Raw genomic sequence first — 17,124 nt, 5'->3', positions numbered from 1 at the left:
CCCGGGGGTCGTGCCGGGGGGTGCTTCTTCCACGTCCGTGAGCCTAACCGGGCGGGGCGCAGCCGTCCGCGCAGGCGTCCGGGACGGCGCCCGGGGCACGGTGCGTCCAGCCGTCCTTGGGGTCGTAGGACCAGCCCTCGCCGCTGGGGTAGACCCGGCCGCCCCAGCCCGTCGCGGCGGCCCCGCCGCCCCACTGCGCCTCGCGGTAGCGGGCGGCGGCGAGCACGGCGGCCCGGGCGACGGGCGCTCCGGCGCGGGTGCTGAGGCGGTGCGCCATCGGCCGGTACTCGGCCAGGGCCCACAGGCAGACCAGCCAGGCGGCGTCGTCGCGGTAGACCTGTCCGGAGTCCCCGACGACGGTGATCTCGCGCAGGGTCGCGGCGTGGTCCAGCTCCGGGAAGCGGCGGCGGGCCTCGTCGGAGCCGACCGGGACGAGGTCCAGCGGCACGATCTGCCGCTGGCGCTCCAGCCAGCGGCGGACGAAGGAGCAGAGCGAGCAGTCCGGGTCGTACAGGACGGTCAGCAGGCGGACCGGCACCGGGGCCGCCGGAGCGGCCCCGGTCGCTGGGGTGCGGTCCATCGCCGTCACGCGCCCGGCTGCGCGGGGGCGGTCCAGCCCTGCGGGCGGACGGGCGGGATCTGCTCGCGGTCCATGACGCCCCGGCGGCGGATCTTGTTGAGCACGTACACGTTGCACAGGTGCAGCACCCCGAGGACGAGCAGGACGACACCGAGCTTGACCGACAGCGCCTCGAAGAGTTCGCGGGCGTTCCCGACCCGGTCGGCGTTCTTCAGGTACAGCGCCACGAAGCCGAGGTTCACGAGGTAGAAGCCGACCACCAGAAGGTGGTTGACGGCGTCGGCCAGCTTCTCGTTGCCGTGGAGCACGTCTTCGAGGAAGACCTTGCCGGCCCGGCTGAGGGTCCGGGCCACCCACACCGTCAGCGCGACGCTGACGAGCAGGTAGATGACGTATGCGACGACCGTGAGGTCCATGGGTCCCACCCTTTTCGAACGTGTTCAAAACCCGTTGCCGATGACTGTAGACCTGTTTTTGAACATGTTCAAGCGACAAGTGCGGTGGCCCGCAGGGGCCGTGGGGCAGTGCGCCGCAGCCCTCCGCCGTCAGCCCTTCGCCGTCCGGTCGGCGGATGGAGCGGGCGCGGCCGGCTCCGCGCGGACCTGGGTCCCGATCGCCCGCACCGCCGGCACCGCCGCGGTCGCCAGGCAGGCGGCCGCCACCAGCGCCGCCGACACCGCCAGCGGGACCGCCGAGCCCCACAGGTTCGCGGCGAGCGGGGCCAGTGCGTAGCCCACGGGCATCGCGGCGAGCGACAGCAGCCAGTCGTACGAGGTCACCCGGGCCAGTGCCTGCGGCGGCACCTGCTGTTGGACGACCGTCTCCCAGACCGGGTTGAGGTAGCCGAGCGCGGCCAGCGCCAGGCCGTAGGCCGCGACGAGCAGCGGGGCCGGTGCGGCGACGGCCAGCAGGACCAGCGGCAGCGCGTACGTCGCCAGGCCCAGGTTGGCCACGAGCACGGGACGGCGGGGACGGGCCCGCGCGGCCAGCAGGGAGCCGAGGACGAGGCCGACCGCCCCGGCCTCCAGGACCCAGAACCACACGCCCTCGCCGCCGAGCCGGTGGATCGCGACGGCCGGACCGAGGGTGGTCAGGACCGCGGCGGCCCCGTTCCACATGGCGTGCGCGACCAGGCTCGTCCAGTACCAGTCGCGGGAACGGACCTCGCTCCAGCCCTCCTTGAGGTCCGCGAGCATCGACGCGCGCGGCAGCGGCGTCCGCTCGATCCGCAGCACCGCCAGGAGCGCGGCGCTCACCGCGAAGGAGGCCGCGTCCAGCACGAAGGCCAGGCCGGGCCCGGCGGCCCAGATCAGCGCCGCGGCCAGGGCCGGTCCGCACAGCCGGGTCGCGCTGTTCGCCACGCCCATCAGGGCGTTGGCCCGCTGCCGTGCCGCCCCGTCGGTCACCGTGCCGGCGACCAGCGGCGACTGGGTCGGCATCGCGAACGCCGAGGCGGTGCCGCCCACCGCCTCGGCGAGCGCGATGGGCGCCAGCGACGGGTCGCCGCCGAGCAGTTCCAGCCCGACGAAGAGCTGGGCGGCGCAGCGTACGAGGTCGGTGAGGAGCGCCACGCGCCGGGCGTCGAAGCGGTCCGCGACCACCCCTCCGAGCGGCAGGAGCAGCAGCTTGGGCACCATTGCGCAGGCCAGGACGAGGGCGAGGGCCGAGACGTCGCCGGTCGCCCTGGTCACGGCGATGACCAGTGCGGCGGGCACGACCCCGTCGCCGAGCAGGGACAGCGTGCGTCCGGCGAACAGCAGCCGGAAGCCGCGGAGCCGGAGGGGATGCGTGGGTGTCATGGCACCGCAATGTATTTCGGTGCCGAATCATTCGCCACCGAAATATACTGCGCCGTAGGATTCGGCCCATGGACGCAGACGCCGACGCCGGCACCGTGGGAGCCCCGGTGGAACGGGACTGGACCGACGGGCACGTGGAGCGCTGGCTGCCCCTCCTGCCGGACCTCGACCCCGACATCGAGGGCGCCGTCACCCGCATGAAGCTCGTCACCAGCCACCTGCGCAAGGTCCGCGAACAGTCGCTGGTCGACTTCGGCCTGCAGCGGCACGAGTTCGACACCCTGCACGCCCTCGCCGGGCGCGGCGGCCGCGCCGCCCCGTCCGAACTCGCCGCGGACCTCGACCTGGCCCCCGCGTCCGTCACCGGCCGCCTCGACGCGCTGGAGGCCCGCGGCCACGTCCGGCGCACCCACTCCACCGCCGACCGCCGGCGCGTCGACGTCGAGCTCACCGACGACGGCCGCGCCACCTGGCTCGGCGCCATGGACGTCCTCGGCCACGAGGAGTACCGGCTGCTGGGGACCCTCGACGCCGACGAACGCCGGTACCTCTCCGACCTGCTGCGACGCGTCATGGTGGTGGCGGAGGACGGCTGAACACAGGATCCGGGAAGATCCGACATCCTGTGCGAAATTTGTGAGCGTTCCCCGCTGACAGGCCGCCGAACCGCCGAGTAGCTTTACCTTCTCTTCGGCACGCAACCGCTCCGTCCACGGCCGAAGGCCCGACCTGGGGGCAGCATGTTCGACGAGGACCGCTACCGGACCCTCTCCTACCCGCGGGGACCCTTCCCGGGCTTCCCCGTCTCCGGGGGCGTGGGACTCGCCACGCCGTCCGGCGACATGCGCCGCCCCGGGGCCGTCTGGCTCCTGGGGCCCCTCACCTTCGGCGTGTACTGGCTCGTGTGGTACTACCGGGCCAACAAGGAACTGCGGGAGTTCGACCCCGGCATCAAGGTCCGGCCCGCCCTCGCGGTGCTCGCCATCAGCCTGGGCGCGCTGCTGCTCGTGCCCGCCGTCGTCTCGCTCTACAACACCGGCTGCCGCATCGCCCGCGCCCAGCGCCGCGCGGGCCTCCACGACACGGTCTCCGGCCTCAAGGGGCTGCTGCTGGCCCCCGCGTTCGGGCTGACGTCCTTCTACTACCAGGAGCAGCTCAACCAGGTCTGGGTCGCCCGCAACTGACGCTCAGCCCGTCGCGCGGTCCCCCGCTCCCAGGTCCGCGGCGCGGTCGGGGCGCGTGAACTGCTCCGTCACCTGGATGAACGCCGCCTTCAGGTGGTCGGGGATGCCCAGGGCGTCCGCCGCCTGCGCGGCGGTCATCCGAGGTCCCGCGGGGCCGGCGCCCGAAGCGTGGACGTCCGGCCGGGGAAGGTCGTCCTCGCTCAGCTTGCCCGACCGGACGAGCACGTCGCGCACGGGGATGCCGAGCGCACGGGCGAGCCCGCGCATCGTCTCCAGATCCGGCATGCTCTGCCGCTGCAGGAGCCGTGTGATGGCGGCGCGGTGCACCCCGGCGTCGTCCGCGAGCTTCGACTTGCCGCCCCCGCGCGGGCTGTCGATGTCGTACCCCCGGCCGCGCATGAGGCCTTCGATCCAGTCGGCGAAGTCTTCGATGTGGTCGGCATCGCTCGGCACCTGTGGGGCTCCTCCCTCTCGCTTCTTCACGATAACCAGCGTGCGCGCACGAAATGTACCGTTGCGCGATCGCATCGGTGAAGATCCCGTGTTCAGGACGCCCAGGTCCACGGGGTGCCGGGCATATTCCGGAGGTATGTGTCACAGGCCTGCGCCGGGAACAAATTTGTTGCGTGCGCGTTCGCAACATGCGAAAGTATGTTCGATTTACAACGTCAACCGTCGGAGGGTCCGACCGTCGTGTCCTTACGTTCCCCCTGTGAACCTCAGCCCCCGCAAGCCCCCGCCTGTGCCGGTCTGCCGCCCTCCGTGGTCTTCGCCCGGCACGCCCGGGAGGCGCTGCCGGCGCTGCTCGCCTGCGGCCGGTGCCCGATCCGCGCGGTGTGCGAGGAGGTCGTCGACCCCGAGCGCAACTGGTTCGACGGCGTCTGCGCGGGCCGCCTGTGGCGCAACGGCCGGGTGATCGCGCCGGCGCCGGCGCCCGGCCTGTCCGCGTGAGTCCCGGGACCGCCGTCCGCAACGAAAGGAATCGTCAAGTGACCTGCAACCTCGCCACCGAGCACACCGCCCGGGCCGTCCGGTGGCTCGACATCCTCCGGCGCCAGTTCCCCGAGCTCGTCCGCGAACTCGTTCCCGGAAGTCCCGGCTCCTCGGCCGCGTCCAGGGACCCCCTCACACCGCAGGCGCTGCGGTCGCTCGCGGAACGCGACCGGGAGGAGCGGACCGACCGCGAGTGGGTGCTCGGCGGGGGCGCCGCACCGCTGCGGCTCCATGTGTCCGACGCCCTGCGGGACATCACCGACGGCGTCGTCGAACTGGAGGAGGCCGTCCGGGACAAGCTCGGCCTCGGCCGTGCCCGCCGCGCCCCCGTCCCCGAGCGGCTGGGCCGGATCGCGGGCCTGCTCGACCGGGTCGCCGAGCATCCCGTCCTGGCCGCGCACGTCCTCGACGAATGCCGGCGCATGGCCCGCCGCTGCGGTGCGGTGCTGGGGGAGACCGAGGTCCTGGTCCGGGTGGACGGACGCTGCCCCTGGTGCGACTCGGTCTCGTTGCGGGCCCTTCCCGCCCGCAGGGCCGTGCTCTGCGTGAACCCCGGGTGCCGCTGCACCGACGAGGACTGCGGCTGCGCGGACGACCCCGCGCACCGTCACACCTGGGCCGAGACCGCATGGGGGCAACTTCCCCTGGATCCCGCGGCGATCGCCGGCCTGGTGGACCGGGAGGCCGTGTGAACGGCGCGCGGTACCCCGGCCCGACGCTGATCAACGGCGAGTCCGCCGCACGGGAGACGGGGGTCGTCCCGGCCACGGTCCGCAAGTGGGTGCAGCTCGGGCACCTGGCCGCGGCCGGCCGCAGCGGCCGGGCGAGCCTGTACCGGCTGGAGGACGTGTTCGCCGCCGAGCGGGTGGCGCGTGGCCGGAAAGCGCCCACGCGGCGCGCCTGACGTCACGACAACTCCCTGCATGGCCCCGCGTACCCGAGGAGGTGCGCGGGGCGGCGTCATGTCCGGGGACCGGCCGGCCTCAGGTCATGCCCGCCCCCGGCAGACCCCGGGGCGGACGGCGCGGGCGCCGCGGCCGGGGAGCCGGCGCCGGTCCCGGCGGGGCGGACGCCGTGTCGGGCGCCGGGCTCACGAGCCGTGGAAAGTCCCCGGGCCGGGGACGGGCGACGCCGTTCTCCCGCTCCGTCTCCGCTTCCTCCTCGTACTGGCCCATCGCGTCCTGCCAGCCGTGGGCGTAGGCGCGCAGAGTGATTTCCTCCAGGTGGGAGTGGGTGACCGCCACGAGACCCTCGGGCAGGCAGGCCTGGACGATCTCCTCGATGAGCCCTCGGGCCTCCTCCTCCGTCAGCGTCCGGGCGGCTGGCGGAGCGGCCGGCCGGGTCTGTTCCTGTGCGTGTTCCTGCGTGCGCTCCCGCGCCCGGTGCTCCACCGGTTCGTGCATGTCCTCCGTGCCTGGCACGGCACTCCCTCCCCGTTGCCCCCTGGTGCCGAGCGGCAGTCGAGCGTCGCCGGACCCAGACGTCCTTCAAACACGTGTTCACCACTTTCGGGTGCCGCCAATCCTCGGGCGGCACGCTTCGGGCCACGGATCCAGCCATTGCGGAGAGGATTCAAGTTGCGAGCGCGAGCGCAATCAGTCACGATGGATGCAGCGGCGGAGCTGTGCCCGGGACCGGGTGACGGACCGCCGCTTCGTGCTGGACGGCGGCCCACCGCTCGCACCGCGAAGCCGCCGCCACCGTCCGAAGGGAGCAGAAACCCTTGCCCAGTCCGCCCGTCTTCCCCGATGTGGAGAAGCTGGTCGTCGACTTCCTGAAGGCCCGCCCCGAACTGACCGGAGCGACCGTCGACAACGCCGCGCCCGCCGGCTTCGACGGCACCCAGCCGGTCGTGCTGGTCTCCCGCGCGGGAGGGGCCTGGATCGACGACGCGCACCTGGACCAGCCGCTGGTCGACCTGGAGGTCTACGGCCCGACCAAGACGGCCGCCCACACCCTGGCCCTGTCCGCCCGGTCCGCCGTGCAGGCTCTGCGGGCCACGACCTACGGGACGGCCGTCGTCACCGACGTCGTCGAGGCCGACGGCCCGCGCTGGCTGCCCGACTGGAACCGGGCCGCCGCGAACCGCTACTACTCCACGACGCGGCTGTACATCCGGCCCGCCTGAGCGTCCCCGGCGCCCACCCCTGATCAGGCCCTGCCGTCCGGCGGGGCCTTCGTCATGTCCGCATCCCCGACAAGGAGTCCAGCATGGCAGGCAACAACTCTTCCGAGATCCGCGTCGCCGGCACCGGCCGCATCCTCGTCGCCCCCGTCGGCACCGCCGCCCCGGCCGACACCGTCGTCGCCTGGGCGGCCGCCTGGAAGGACCTCGGCTACACCTCGCCCGACGGCATCAAGTTCAACAAGAAGGACAAGCTCGACCCGGTCGAGACCTGGCAGTCCGTCAGCCCGGCGCGGTTCATCTACTCCGACCGCGACCTGAGCGTGAAGTTCCAGCTGCTGCAGCTCAACGAGGACACCCTGCCCTTCTTCATGGGCGGCGACGCCGTGGCCGCCTCCGGCACGGAGTGGAAGTACGACCTGGCGGGCGCGCCGAAGTTCAACGAGAAGGCGATGGGCATCGAGTTCAGCGACGGCGCCAACGTCACGTACCGCTTCGTGATCCCGCGCGGCCAGGTGACCGAGACCGAGGAGATCACGCTCAACCGCACCTCGTCGGTCAAGCTCGGCGTCACCTTCACCGCGCTCGCCGTGGACGACGTCAAGCCGCTGGCCACCATCCTCATGAAGGACGCCTCCTACGCGTAGACGCCCCGTCCGACCGCCGGGGCCGGTGGCGCCGCGCCACCGGCCCCGGGCCCTTTCGCACAGTCCCGGTACACCACCCACCCATCTCAGAGGGGATGCAGCATGGCCGGTTTCGACGTCAGCGCCGCCCGCGCCCAGCGCCTGGAGGCGCTCGGCCGTTCCTGGACCTTCACCGTCGACGGTGACACCTTCGAGCTCCCCACCGAGCTCACCCGCTCCACGGCCCGCGAGCTGCGGGCCCTGGACGACAACGACGTGGACGGGCTGCTCCAGCTGCTGCTGGGCGAGCGGCAGTTCGGCCGCTTCGACCGACACGAGGTCACGATGCAGGACATCGCGGCCATCCTGGAGGCCTACGGCAAGGAGACGGGGCTCGGCCTGGGGGAAGGCTGAGCCTCGGCGGGTTCGTCGACGAACACGCCGAGGCGCTCGAGGCGGACCTGCTCCGCCACTACGGCGTGGACCTGCTCGACTGGCACCGCGGCCGGCTGTCCTCCCGCCGGCTCGCGGTGCTGGTCCGGCACCTGCCACGCGACAGCGCGACCCTGCGCGGCGTCCACGGGGAGGCCGCCGACTGGTCGGTGGGCGACCACCTGCTCGCCAACGTGGTCGACCACCTCGCCGAGGCCAACTGGATGTTCGCCACCGTGAACCGCGACGAGGACGCGGAGGCGCTGGAGTACCCCCAGCCCGTCCCACGCCCGGGCGCCGGGGCCGCCCCCGGCGTGGACCAGGGCCCGTCGCCGGTTCCCGGGAACCCCACGCCCGCGCAGTTGATCCGTTTCTTCGCCTGAGGGGCCGGTCCATCCGTGACCCGTCACACGGCGCTCGGCGCGCTCCCGTGTCCGCAGTCCACCGACACGTACGAGACGGCGTAGGGCTCCGGAGCACTAGCCCAAGACGATCAGCGCCAGCGAGAGGAGGAGCGCGGTCGCGGAGCCGACGACGAAAGCCAGTGCCACCCTGCCGTTCGTCAGCCGGTCCGGGGTCTCGACGTTGACCGGCTCCTGCGGGTCGTAGACCACTTCAAGAAGTCCGCCTGTGCGGACGGGTGGGAAATTGAAGGGGCCGATGCTGGTCCGAACGGCTTCACCGGTGTCCGTGGTGAACTGCACCATGAGCTGAACACTGCCGTTCGGGCCGCCTCCCGTGTTCACGCACGTTGCCGTGGTCCGGATCCCGCGCTTCCTCAGCGCGCGCCCCCCTCGGAAGATCCGCAATGACAGCCAGAGAGCAAAGGCTGACAGAACGGACACCGGAATCGCCGGGCCGTACATTTCCCCCCTTGTGGGAATCTCAAAGGCTTGCCGAATGAAAGACGCTCCAGTCTGGGGTTGCCGGTTGCGTGTGTCAAGTGCCCCCTGGGTGCCCATCATTACCGCGAGGAAGGTGCCGTCATGGCGAATCACTCGATCGACGAGGTGTACAGCCGAGTAGCCGACATAAAGGGCAAACTCGAGACGGGGGGTGGTGTTGCCACCCAGGCTTACATCGACGGAAAGTTCAAGGAGCAGAAGGGCGGGGGGCTTACCAAGGAATATCTCGACCAGAAGTTCAAGGACGCGAAGGAAGAGCCTACCCAGGCGGAGAACTGGGCCAAGGCGATCGGCTTCGGATTGGATGAAGTGGTCAAGGGCCTCCAGGACTTCAAGGCCGACTCGGTGGCGGCCTGGTCGGCACTCGCGGCGATCGTGGGCGGCTTCGCCGTCAGCACACTCTTCGACGCGGACAAAGTGAAGGCTTCCCTTTTGGGGAAGGCCCGGATCGAGCACGACGAGAACGGAATTCCGCGCCGGAAGAAGGACGCGGAGCCGGCGGTGCGAGCCCCGGTGGAAAGCATCGATGTGGAGCGGGTGAAATCCATGCGGAGTGCGTCGATCGCCCTGTCCAGATCTCTCAGTGATCTCACCAAGGAATTGAACGGCGCCGCACGCCAGATGGCCTGAAACAACCTGGAGTCCCCATGTCTCTTTCGCGAAGCGCGAACACGGCCGCGGGATCGCTGGCCCGATTTCGGGGCGCGGCTTCCCAAGCGGCCACGGCCGCACGGCAGATCCAGTCCTCGACAGCCGGGGCCGGCCCCTCGCTGGACAGGATCCGCGGCGGCTCGGACCGGCTGAACACCTCGCTCGGCAGGATGAAGTCGGCGGCGGCCGGCGGCGGCTCCGGCCTCGACAAGGTGAAAGCGTCCGCGGTGGGAGCCGACAGCTCACTCGGCAAGTCCCGCGGGAGCACCGACAAGTTCAGGGCCTCCCTCGACAGGCTCAAGGGCGCCTCCGGCAAGGCCGAGGGGGCCTTGCGTGAGGTCAAGCGGCAGTCCGACGCCGTCGAGAAGTCCGTCGGGAAGGCCGGCAAGAACGCCGACCGCGGCGGGAAGTCCATGGGGAGCCTCGGCAAGGGGGTCAAAGGGGCCTCGCTCGCGCAGCGGGGGCTCAACCTCGCGATGGCGGCGAACCCGTTCGGGCTCGTCATGGCACTGCTCGCGCCGATCATTTCCCAGTTCATCAACATGGACAAGGTGTCCGCCGCCCTGGCCAAGGGCGTGAAGTGGGCCTGGAACGCCATCCTCGGCGCCATCAGGTCCCACGCGGGCCCGATCAAGTCCGTGCTGAAGGGCATCATCAACGCCTTCACCGCGCTGCCCCGCGCGTACGTCAGCGGCATCAACCACATGATCTCCGCGCTGAACCGGGTCCACGTGTCGATCCCGGGCTGGGTGCCGGTGATCGGTGGCAAGTCCTTCTCGATCCACATCCCGCAGATCCCCAACATCCCCGCCCTCGCCCAGGGCGGTGTCGTCCCCGCCCGGAGCGGCGGCACGCTGGCGGTGGTCGGTGAGGGCGGCGAGGCCGAGGCGGTCATCCCGCTCAGCAGGCTGGAGCGGATGCTCGGCACGGGCGGCGGGTCGCCGGCGCACTTGGCGCGGCTGGCGGCGGCCGTCGAGAAGCTCGCGGACCGGCCCGTCGTCGTCCAGGTGGACGCGCAGACCATCGCGCGGGCCGTGGCCCTGGGCAACCGGCAACTCGCGCGGCGCTGAGCCGCGCCCCTCCCGCCCTTCGTACGGATTCGACGCCGGCGACCGTGTCGCCGGCCTTTTTCATGCCCTCACGGCAAGAGACGAGGTGACACATGGGCAGGAACCTGTGGATCGGACCGCCCGGTTCGCTGTACGAGATCGACCGCGCGGCGCGGAGCTTCGACCGGAGCGCCGACCTCGGCGTGTCGGAGTTCACGTCGCTCGGCGGCCGGGTGACCGTCGTGCGCAACGCGCGCGCCAACCGCCGGACCAAGCTGAGCTGGGACACGCTGGAGCCCGCGCAGGCCAGGGTGCTGGACCGGCTGGCCCGCCGCACCGACGGCGCCGGGCCGGTCGCACTGCTCGACCCGGCGGCGGCCAACATGCTGGACGCGCTGCAGGCGGCCGGCCGGGGGGAGCCGGGGAGCACAGGGCTCGGCCAGTGGCTCCCGGTGGTGGGCACCGGAACGGGGAGCGTCACGGAACCGGCCTCCCCCGGGGTCTTCGCCTTCACCGCCGCGGACACCGCCGCGAAGGTCGCCTGGCGCCACCGCTACTGGGGCAGCCACCCCGTCGCGCCCGGCACCCGGATCTCCTTCCGGGCCTCCACGGCGATCGCCGCCCTGCCGACGTGCGCGGTGAACCTCGACTTCAAGAACGCCGCCGGTGCCTACCTGTCGTCGGTGTCGGCGAACGGCGCCTACGTGGCGGGGACCGTGCCGGCGGGCGCGGCCTTCGTGACGCCCTGCGCGAAGCCCGGGGCCGCCGGGACGTACGCCCTCGCCGGGGCCTGCCTGTCGTACGACGACGGCGCCGCCGACGGCGTCCCCGGCGACGGCTGCCCCGCGATGGCGGTCACCGGGTACAGCGACGTGCCGTCCCGGCCGCTGCCGTACCGCGGCGTGAGCATCGACCTGGTGGAGGTGGCAGGTGCAGCGGGCTGACGACGCGCTCGGCGCGGCCCTCGCGCAGGGCGAGCGGACCACGTCCCACTCCACCCGCTTCGGCGGCAAGGACCTCGGCGCCCAGGTGCAGTCGTGGAGCGTGGACCGGTCGTACGCGACCGACCTGCCGGAGGCGATGCGGGCGTTCTCCGGCAGCGCCTCGGCCCAGGCCGAGTTCGAGATCTCGGGTGCGGCCGTCCCCCCGGACGAACACCTGCAGGGCGGAGCCGACCGGTCCGGCCCCCAGCTGTACTCGCCGTGGGCGCCCAGGAGCACGGGAGACCTCGTCCGTCCCGGCCAGTCCGTGGTGCACGCCGCGGGGCTCGGCGGGAACGACCTGGCCGCCTTCCGCGGCACGGTCCGGGCCCGCAGCGCGGCCTCCGGCAGCGACACCGTCAAGGTCACCGCGCTGGACGGGGCCGAGCGGCTGCGCGGCCCCGCCGTCCTGCCGAAGCCGTACATCGGGTTCTTCCGGAAGCGCCCGGTGTCCTCGGCGACCTGGTGCGTGGACGAGCTCCTCCGGCAGGCGGGACTCCACAGCTCCCCGCCCGCGCGCTACCCCGAGTTCGTCGAGGGGCAGCCGCTCACCCTCGTCCACGCCACGCTGCACGGCGGGTTCACCACGCCCTACGGCCAGCCGGAGGTGCTGCCCGATCCGCGGAACTACACCTGGACCAGGCAGGACGCGCCCCACGAGATGGCGCTCGTGCCCACCGGGCTGGAGCCGGGGACCACGGGCCTGACGGCCTCCTGGTTCCCGCGCAGCCGCGTCACCGTGCCGGGCAGCCGGCTGTTCGCCGAGGCGTGGGTCAACAACGCCGTCGGCATCGGCGACACGGTGGAGATCCACCTCCAGCTCAACCGCACGGGATCGGCGACGGGCACCCTGCGCCTGGTCGTCGACTTCGTCGCCAGCACCGTCCGCCTCCACTCCGAGGGCTCGGACCAGGGCTACTGGTACTTCGAGTGGTCATGGCCGGCCATCAGGGCACAGCGGGGCGTCTGGCACATCGGCGCGTTCTTCGACACGGCGGGCACCGGGACCGCGGTGTACCCCACCGTGCAGCCGAGGCTGACCGCACCCGACGGAACGCAACTGCTGGGGACGGCGGCCACGTACGTCCAGCCGTCCGGCATCCAGAAGTCCGCCGAGCTGGACCAGGTGCGGCTGGTCACCACCGTGGCCGTGGAGTCGCTGCAGGTGACCTCCGGGCTGGCCGCCATGCCGGCCGCGGGCGTCTTCGGCCAGTCCGGCACCTGGACCAAGGGCGCGGTCCTCGACGACGCGGTCTTCCCGCTGGTCTGCGTCCCCCGGGTCTCGGGCTCGCAGTGGGACGTGCTGACGCAGATCGCCAGGGCGACCATGGCGACCGCCGAGTTCGACGAGCACGGAGTCTTCCGCTGGCGCAACCACACCCGGTTCGCCCAGCCCCCGACGGCGGCCGACCTCACGCTGACCACCGTGCGGGACATCGCCGCGCTGACCGTCACGGAGGAGATCGACGCCTGCCGGAACTACTGCGTCCAGCCCGCCAAGGACTGGTCCAAGACCGGCGCGGCGACCGGGACCGTCTACGACGACAGCACCATCCGGGAGATCCCCGCGAACCGGTCCGTCACGGTCAGCTACGTGATGGCCGAGGAGGAGTTCGACATCGGACCGCCGCTCACCGACGACGACTCCGTCAGCACCTCCGGGTCCTCGGTGCGCTTCGCGACATCGCCCGCGGCCGGGGCGACGGCGGTCAAGGGCGCGGTCGACGTCCTGACCCGCCGCGAGGACGGCTACCTCGTGGTGCGCTTCAGCAACCGCAGTGCGCAGACGCTGTACACCGTCACGAAGACCGGCGAGCCGTCCGTCCACCTCGAGACCCTCAAGCCGGCCGACGACCCGGCCGAACGCTTCGCCACCTCCTGGGTGGCGGGCAGTGCCGGCGAACGGTTCTACGGCCGCCAGGAGTACTCCGCCGAGGCCACGGACTGGGTGCAGGACCTGCGGGGCGCGCAGTCGCTCGCCGACGCCATGCGCAGGGCCGGCGAGTACCCCGTCCCCGTCATCGGCGACGTCGAGGTGCTCCCCGACCCGCGGATCCAGCTCGGCGACGTCGTGCGGCTGGTCGACACCAGCGGCGCCCGACTGGACACCCTGGCCTGGGTCACCGGGATCAAGACCGCGGCGACGGCGGCCGGCGGGGTGCGGCAGACCCTGACCCTGCGCGGGACCGTGCCCAACGGGGTCCCCGCGGACTCCGGGCTGACCCCCGACGTCCCGGCAGCGCCGGTGGCGGAGGTGTGGCAGACGTACGCCCAGGTGGCGGCCGCGTACCCGACCCTCGCCGAGGTGAAGGCCGGCGGCCGGACCTGGCGCGACATCAAGGAGGGCACCCATGCCTGAGAACACCCCCGGATCCGGCCCCGTCACCCTGACGGACGTTCAGTTCCGGCAGCTGGCCGACACGGTGACGACGGAACTCGCCGGATACCTCGGCGTCGGCGCGGCCGCGGACCTCGGACCGGACCTTCCGGTCGCCGTCACGGTCAGCGACGGCCTGCCGCCGGAGGGGGAACCGGAGCCGCCGGACCCGCCGTCCCCGCACGGCCCCGGCGAGGAGGAGGAAGCCACCCCGTCCCCGTACACCGCCGAAGGCGGCGGCGTACCCGAGCCCGCAGCGGAGGCCACCGCGTGAGCACGCAGTACACCCCGATCAGCAATCTCCCCTACCCCCAGGCCACCGACGCCGCCGACCTGCCCGCGAACCTCAGGGCGCTCGCGGAGGGCGTGGACGGCCGTACCGTGATGCGCTTCGCCGACGCGGCGTCGCGCGACGCCAAGGTCACGGCACCCGTGGCCGGCATGGTCGCCTGGCTGACGACCCCCGGCCGGCTGGTGCAGTACACCGGTACCGTCTGGGCGCCGGTGGGAGCCGTCCCGGTGTTCCGGGTGAACGTGGACGGCGGCACCACGAACTCGACGACCTACGCGGAGACCCTGACCGACGCGGTCGGCGACCCCATGGCGGCCGCCTTCACGGCGCCCGCCTCCGGCCAGGTCATCGTGACGGTGGGCGCCTACATGTGGAGCTCGGGGGCGTACAGCTCCTACATGTCCGCCACGGTCCGCAGAGCCTCGGACAACGCGGTGATCCTCGCCACCAGCGACGACCGGGCGGCACTGGTCACCAACACCGGCCGGGGTTCGTCGTCCAGCCAGTTCCTCGTGACCGGCCTCACGGCGGGCACCGGCTACACCGCCACACCCGCCTACCGCTCCGGCAACGCGTCCAGCACGGCCAGCTTCGACACCCGCTTCATCCGGATCGACCCGCTGCTGTAGGACCGTCCGCCCCCGAGCCCCGGGCCGCCGTCACACGGCGGCCCGGGGCTTCCCCGTTCCCGTCGCCAGTCCCACCGTCCCACCGTCCCACCGTCCCACCGACAGAGGAGGAACCATGGCCACACCCGTCTCCGCGACGGTATTCCTGGCCGCTCTCGATGCCGAAGGCGTCACCGTCGCCGGACACGGCGACTGGCGCACCCACAACCGCAACGCCGTCGCCGCCTGGGGCCAGGTGCACGGGGTGATGCTGCATCACACCGCCGGCCGGGACAGCGTGGCGCTGTGCCGGACCGGCCGCGCCGACCTGCCAGGACCGCTGTGCATCGGCGTCATCGCCAAGGACGGCACCGTGCACCTGGTCGGGTACGGGCGCACCAACCACGCCGGCAGCGGTTCGAGCGCCGTGTACGACGCCGTCCGCGCCGGCCGCCCGCTGCCCGCGAAGCCAGGTGCCGACGCCGTCGACGGCAACGCCCACTTCTACGGGTTCGAGATCGAGAACCTGGGCGATGGCCGCGACCCCTACCCCGCCGCCCAGTTGACGGCCGTGGAGAGGACCGCCGTCGCCCTGTGCCGGGTGCACGGCTGGAGCGCCGGCCACGTCATCGGGCACAAGGAATGGACGAGACGGAAGATCGATCCGAGCTTCCCGATGCCGGCCATGCGGGAGCGCGTCGCCAAGCGGCTCGGAACCCCGCCCACGCGGACGTACGAGCCCTTCCCGGGCGCCGCCTTCTTCCGGCCCGGCCGTCGCAGCGACGTCGTCACGGCGATGGGCCGGCGCCTCGTCGCCGTCGGCTGCGGCCGCTACCGGCAAGGGCCCGGGCCGGAGTGGACCGAAGCCGACCGCCGCTCCTACGCCGCCTGGCAGCGCAAGCTCGGCTACGGCAGCGCGGACGCCGACGGCATCCCCGGCCGCACCAGTTGGGACGGACTGCACGTCCCGAAGAGGAAGGAGACCACATGACCGACGCCGACCGCCGTACCGTCCGCACCCTCGTCCAGACCGGCGTCGCCCTCGCCGCCGCCGCGCCGCTGCTGGTCGACGCGGCCTGGCCGGGCGCCTGCACCGTGCTCGCCGTCGCGGCCGCCGTCACCCGCGTGATGTCCCTCGACGCCGTGGAGCGGCTGCTGCCCTCCTGGCTGAGGCGGTGAGGCAGATGACCACGCATCAGGAAGGCACCCTCGGGGTCGCCCTCGAACTCGAACGCCTGCGCCGCTCCGTCGACGTCGGCTTCGCCACCACGCGGGGCGATCTCGCCCTGCTCCTGCAGCGCGCCGACCAGACCGACAAGGTGCTGGGCGAGCACGAGGAGCGCATTGAGGCGCTGGAGCGTTCCCGCTGGCCGCTGCCCGCCGTGGCGGCGCTCACCGGGTTGATGGCGCTGGTCGTCGCCGCCTACGGGACCTTCGCCGGGTGAGCGGCGTACCCCGGCCGCGGGACGGCGACCTCAGCGGGCGCGGCTCGAGCCGCGCCCGCGCCGCCCGGCGTCCCCCCCGGCCGCCGCCCGCTGCGGCAGGGGGCGGCGCCTGATGGCCAGGACGAAGGCCGCGACCGCCGCCACCAGGACGGTCTCCACGGCCGGTCCGAACCACGAGGAACCCTTCGACGCGTCCCCCGCCGCCGCGGGCCGCGGGCCGCGGCTCTCACCGGGAGGCCCCCCGGCCATCGCGCGCACCTGGCTCAGCGTCGGCACCAGCTCCCCGACCGGCTCCACGCGGCCCACCGCGTCGAACCCCCAGTCCAGCAGGTCGGCCGCCTCCCGGTACACCTCGTCGTACCCCGACTCCGGGTGCATCACGGTCACCAACAGCGTCCGTCCGTCGCGCTCCGCCGCGCCCGTGAAGGTGTTCCCGGCGTTGGTGGTGTAGCCGTTCTTCACCCCGATCATGCCGTCGTAGTCGCCCAGCAGGCGGTTGGTGTTCTGGATCTCGAAGGTCGCGCCCTTCTCCGCGGGGAACCGCGCGACCTGCGTCCGGCAGTAGTACCTGAAGTCCGGGTTCCGCAGCCCCGCCCGCGCGAAGAGCGTCAGATCGTACGCCGACGACAGCTGGTCGGGCGTGTCGTAGCCGTCCGGACTCACCACGTACGTGTCGTTCGCCTGCAGCTCCCGGGCCTGCGCCCGCATCTCCCGGACGGTCTTCTCCACCCCGCCGTTCATCGAGCACAGCACGTGCACCGCGTCGTTCCCCGACCGCAGGAACACCCCGAGCCACAGCTGCTCGACCGTGTAGGTGATCCCCGCCTCGATCCCGACCAGACTGCTCCCGGCTCCTATGTCCGCCAGGTCCGCGTGCGTCACCTCGTGCCGGGTCCGCCGGCCGAAGCGGGGCAGCAGCGTGTCCGCGAACAGCATCTTCAGCGTGCTCGCCGGCGGCAGCCTCCGGTGCGCGTTGTACGACGCCAGCACGGCACCGGAGTCGGCGTCCGCGACGATCCACGACAGCGAGTTCGTCTCGGGCAGCCTCGGCGCCCCCACCGCCACCTGCACCCCGTGC

Annotated in this window: 25 protein-coding genes; 18 read left to right on the top strand and 7 right to left on the bottom strand. The window is 72.6% G+C overall.

Annotation, left to right across the window (positions count from 1 at the left end):
* Nucleotides 1–43 precede the first annotated feature (43 nt).
* The 3 genes from PV341_RS34955 to PV341_RS34945 all read right to left on the bottom strand — a co-directional run bounded on the left by PV341_RS34955 (nucleotide 44) and on the right by PV341_RS34945 (nucleotide 2,379).
* Entirely contained in the window at nucleotides 44–580 is a 537-nt protein-coding gene (locus PV341_RS34955; protein ID WP_500326562.1) for a thiol-disulfide oxidoreductase DCC family protein, read from the bottom strand.
* Between the two features lie 5 nt (nucleotides 581–585).
* Nucleotides 586–996 carry a hypothetical protein gene (locus tag PV341_RS34950; RefSeq protein WP_500326563.1) on the bottom strand — a complete coding sequence of 137 codons (411 nt, stop codon included), beginning with the start codon at nucleotides 994–996 and terminating at the stop codon, nucleotides 586–588.
* Between the two features lie 129 nt (nucleotides 997–1,125).
* On the bottom strand, nucleotides 1,126–2,379 hold the full coding sequence (locus tag PV341_RS34945; protein WP_500326565.1) for an MFS transporter: 1,254 nt from the start codon (nucleotides 2,377–2,379) through the stop codon (nucleotides 1,126–1,128).
* A 68-nt stretch (nucleotides 2,380–2,447) separates the two neighbouring features.
* Here PV341_RS34945 and PV341_RS34940 point away from each other — a divergent pair, with 68 nt between their 5' ends.
* Entirely contained in the window at nucleotides 2,448–2,975 is a 528-nt protein-coding gene (locus tag PV341_RS34940; protein ID WP_500326567.1) for a MarR family winged helix-turn-helix transcriptional regulator, read from the top strand.
* 144 nt (nucleotides 2,976–3,119) lie between these two features.
* The gene (locus PV341_RS34935) at nucleotides 3,120–3,563 is read left to right on the top strand and encodes a DUF4234 domain-containing protein (protein ID WP_500326569.1); all 444 of its coding nucleotides are present in this window, start codon (nucleotides 3,120–3,122) and stop codon (nucleotides 3,561–3,563) included.
* A gap of 3 nt (nucleotides 3,564–3,566) precedes the next feature.
* Here the strand turns inward: PV341_RS34935 and PV341_RS34930 are convergent, their stop codons facing one another.
* Nucleotides 3,567–4,016: a helix-turn-helix domain-containing protein gene (locus PV341_RS34930; RefSeq protein WP_500326570.1), complete on the bottom strand. Its 450-nt coding sequence runs from the start codon at nucleotides 4,014–4,016 to the stop codon at nucleotides 3,567–3,569.
* Between the two features lie 309 nt (nucleotides 4,017–4,325).
* Between PV341_RS34930 and PV341_RS34925 the strand changes: the two genes are divergently transcribed.
* Genes PV341_RS34925 through PV341_RS34915 form a run of 3 tightly spaced genes read left to right on the top strand, consistent with a single transcriptional unit; the run spans nucleotide 4,326 to nucleotide 5,460 of the window.
* Entirely contained in the window at nucleotides 4,326–4,514 is a 189-nt protein-coding gene (locus tag PV341_RS34925) for a hypothetical protein (RefSeq protein WP_500326571.1), read from the top strand.
* A 38-nt stretch (nucleotides 4,515–4,552) separates the two neighbouring features.
* The gene (locus PV341_RS34920) at nucleotides 4,553–5,248 is read left to right on the top strand and encodes a hypothetical protein (RefSeq protein WP_500326573.1); all 696 of its coding nucleotides are present in this window, start codon (nucleotides 4,553–4,555) and stop codon (nucleotides 5,246–5,248) included.
* Nucleotides 5,245–5,460: a hypothetical protein gene (locus tag PV341_RS34915; RefSeq protein WP_500326574.1), complete on the top strand. Its 216-nt coding sequence runs from the start codon at nucleotides 5,245–5,247 to the stop codon at nucleotides 5,458–5,460. The genes PV341_RS34920 and PV341_RS34915 overlap by 4 nt, the downstream gene beginning before the upstream one ends.
* 79 nt (nucleotides 5,461–5,539) lie before the next feature.
* Here PV341_RS34915 and PV341_RS34910 read toward each other — a convergent pair whose 3' ends face one another.
* Entirely contained in the window at nucleotides 5,540–5,977 is a 438-nt protein-coding gene (locus tag PV341_RS34910; RefSeq protein ID WP_500326576.1) for a hypothetical protein, read from the bottom strand.
* A 302-nt stretch (nucleotides 5,978–6,279) separates the two neighbouring features.
* Between PV341_RS34910 and PV341_RS34905 the strand changes: the two genes are divergently transcribed.
* From PV341_RS34905 to PV341_RS34890, 4 genes are all read left to right on the top strand, one after another.
* Complete coding sequence (locus PV341_RS34905) at nucleotides 6,280–6,684, top strand: phage tail termination protein (protein WP_499513562.1); 405 nt, start codon at nucleotides 6,280–6,282, stop codon at nucleotides 6,682–6,684.
* Nucleotides 6,685–6,767: 83 nt separating this feature from the next.
* Entirely contained in the window at nucleotides 6,768–7,328 is a 561-nt protein-coding gene (locus PV341_RS34900) for a phage tail tube protein (protein ID WP_500326578.1), read from the top strand.
* A gap of 102 nt (nucleotides 7,329–7,430) precedes the next feature.
* Nucleotides 7,431–7,721: a hypothetical protein gene (locus PV341_RS34895; protein ID WP_500326580.1), complete on the top strand. Its 291-nt coding sequence runs from the start codon at nucleotides 7,431–7,433 to the stop codon at nucleotides 7,719–7,721.
* Between the two features lie 65 nt (nucleotides 7,722–7,786).
* Nucleotides 7,787–8,122: a hypothetical protein gene (locus PV341_RS34890; protein WP_500359936.1), complete on the top strand. Its 336-nt coding sequence runs from the start codon at nucleotides 7,787–7,789 to the stop codon at nucleotides 8,120–8,122.
* A 96-nt stretch (nucleotides 8,123–8,218) separates the two neighbouring features.
* Here PV341_RS34890 and PV341_RS34885 read toward each other — a convergent pair whose 3' ends face one another.
* Entirely contained in the window at nucleotides 8,219–8,446 is a 228-nt protein-coding gene (locus PV341_RS34885; protein ID WP_500326584.1) for a hypothetical protein, read from the bottom strand.
* Nucleotides 8,447–8,725: 279 nt separating this feature from the next.
* On the opposite strand from PV341_RS34885, the gene PV341_RS34880 reads away from it, so the two are divergent.
* The 9 genes from PV341_RS34880 to PV341_RS34840 all read left to right on the top strand — a co-directional run bounded on the left by PV341_RS34880 (nucleotide 8,726) and on the right by PV341_RS34840 (nucleotide 16,046).
* Nucleotides 8,726–9,274, top strand: a complete 549-nt coding sequence (locus PV341_RS34880) for a hypothetical protein (RefSeq protein ID WP_500326586.1) — start codon at nucleotides 8,726–8,728, stop codon at nucleotides 9,272–9,274.
* Between the two features lie 17 nt (nucleotides 9,275–9,291).
* Nucleotides 9,292–10,365, top strand: a complete 1,074-nt coding sequence (locus PV341_RS34875; protein ID WP_500359935.1) for a hypothetical protein — start codon at nucleotides 9,292–9,294, stop codon at nucleotides 10,363–10,365.
* A 92-nt stretch (nucleotides 10,366–10,457) separates the two neighbouring features.
* Nucleotides 10,458–11,288, top strand: coding sequence for a hypothetical protein (locus PV341_RS34870; RefSeq protein WP_500359933.1), 831 nt, complete (start codon nucleotides 10,458–10,460; stop codon nucleotides 11,286–11,288).
* On the top strand, nucleotides 11,275–13,683 hold the full coding sequence (locus PV341_RS34865; RefSeq protein ID WP_500359932.1) for a hypothetical protein: 2,409 nt from the start codon (nucleotides 11,275–11,277) through the stop codon (nucleotides 13,681–13,683). Before PV341_RS34870 ends, PV341_RS34865 begins: the two co-directional genes overlap by 14 nt.
* Nucleotides 13,676–13,975, top strand: coding sequence for a hypothetical protein (locus PV341_RS34860; RefSeq protein WP_500326594.1), 300 nt, complete (start codon nucleotides 13,676–13,678; stop codon nucleotides 13,973–13,975). The genes PV341_RS34865 and PV341_RS34860 overlap by 8 nt, the downstream gene beginning before the upstream one ends.
* Entirely contained in the window at nucleotides 13,972–14,622 is a 651-nt protein-coding gene (locus PV341_RS34855; RefSeq protein WP_500326595.1) for a hypothetical protein, read from the top strand. The genes PV341_RS34860 and PV341_RS34855 overlap by 4 nt, the downstream gene beginning before the upstream one ends.
* A gap of 115 nt (nucleotides 14,623–14,737) precedes the next feature.
* Nucleotides 14,738–15,592, top strand: coding sequence for a peptidoglycan-binding protein (locus tag PV341_RS34850; RefSeq protein ID WP_500359931.1), 855 nt, complete (start codon nucleotides 14,738–14,740; stop codon nucleotides 15,590–15,592).
* On the top strand, nucleotides 15,589–15,780 hold the full coding sequence (locus tag PV341_RS34845; protein ID WP_499513575.1) for a hypothetical protein: 192 nt from the start codon (nucleotides 15,589–15,591) through the stop codon (nucleotides 15,778–15,780). The genes PV341_RS34850 and PV341_RS34845 overlap by 4 nt, the downstream gene beginning before the upstream one ends.
* A gap of 5 nt (nucleotides 15,781–15,785) precedes the next feature.
* Nucleotides 15,786–16,046, top strand: coding sequence for a hypothetical protein (locus PV341_RS34840; RefSeq protein WP_500326599.1), 261 nt, complete (start codon nucleotides 15,786–15,788; stop codon nucleotides 16,044–16,046).
* A 30-nt stretch (nucleotides 16,047–16,076) separates the two neighbouring features.
* On the opposite strand, the gene PV341_RS34835 is transcribed toward PV341_RS34840, so the two are convergent.
* A partial coding sequence (locus tag PV341_RS34835; protein ID WP_500359930.1) for a D-alanyl-D-alanine carboxypeptidase family protein occupies nucleotides 16,077–17,124 on the bottom strand: 1,048 nt, incomplete at its 5' end.

Origin of the sequence: Streptomyces sp. PA03-1a (assembly GCF_033792805.1) — a bacterium.
Taxonomy (GTDB): Bacteria; Actinomycetota; Actinomycetes; order Streptomycetales; family Streptomycetaceae; genus Actinacidiphila.
This window is presented reverse-complemented; position numbering and strand designations above follow the sequence as displayed.

Coding starts and splice junctions, on each gene's coding strand:
- PV341_RS34955 (WP_500326562.1), bottom strand. CDS start 580: ATGGACCGCACCCCAGCGACCGGGGCCGCTCCGGCGGCCCCGGTGCCG.
- PV341_RS34870 (WP_500359933.1), top strand. CDS start 10,458: ATGGGCAGGAACCTGTGGATCGGACCGCCCGGTTCGCTGTACGAGATC.
- PV341_RS34850 (WP_500359931.1), top strand. CDS start 14,738: ATGGCCACACCCGTCTCCGCGACGGTATTCCTGGCCGCTCTCGATGCC.
- PV341_RS34860 (WP_500326594.1), top strand. CDS start 13,676: ATGCCTGAGAACACCCCCGGATCCGGCCCCGTCACCCTGACGGACGTT.
- PV341_RS34840 (WP_500326599.1), top strand. CDS start 15,786: ATGACCACGCATCAGGAAGGCACCCTCGGGGTCGCCCTCGAACTCGAA.
- PV341_RS34885 (WP_500326584.1), bottom strand. CDS start 8,446: ATGGTGCAGTTCACCACGGACACCGGTGAAGCCGTTCGGACCAGCATC.
- PV341_RS34895 (WP_500326580.1), top strand. CDS start 7,431: ATGGCCGGTTTCGACGTCAGCGCCGCCCGCGCCCAGCGCCTGGAGGCG.
- PV341_RS34935 (WP_500326569.1), top strand. CDS start 3,120: ATGTTCGACGAGGACCGCTACCGGACCCTCTCCTACCCGCGGGGACCC.
- PV341_RS34845 (WP_499513575.1), top strand. CDS start 15,589: ATGACCGACGCCGACCGCCGTACCGTCCGCACCCTCGTCCAGACCGGC.
- PV341_RS34875 (WP_500359935.1), top strand. CDS start 9,292: ATGTCTCTTTCGCGAAGCGCGAACACGGCCGCGGGATCGCTGGCCCGA.
- PV341_RS34945 (WP_500326565.1), bottom strand. CDS start 2,379: ATGACACCCACGCATCCCCTCCGGCTCCGCGGCTTCCGGCTGCTGTTC.
- PV341_RS34900 (WP_500326578.1), top strand. CDS start 6,768: ATGGCAGGCAACAACTCTTCCGAGATCCGCGTCGCCGGCACCGGCCGC.
- PV341_RS34950 (WP_500326563.1), bottom strand. CDS start 996: ATGGACCTCACGGTCGTCGCATACGTCATCTACCTGCTCGTCAGCGTC.
- PV341_RS34880 (WP_500326586.1), top strand. CDS start 8,726: ATGGCGAATCACTCGATCGACGAGGTGTACAGCCGAGTAGCCGACATA.
- PV341_RS34940 (WP_500326567.1), top strand. CDS start 2,448: ATGGACGCAGACGCCGACGCCGGCACCGTGGGAGCCCCGGTGGAACGG.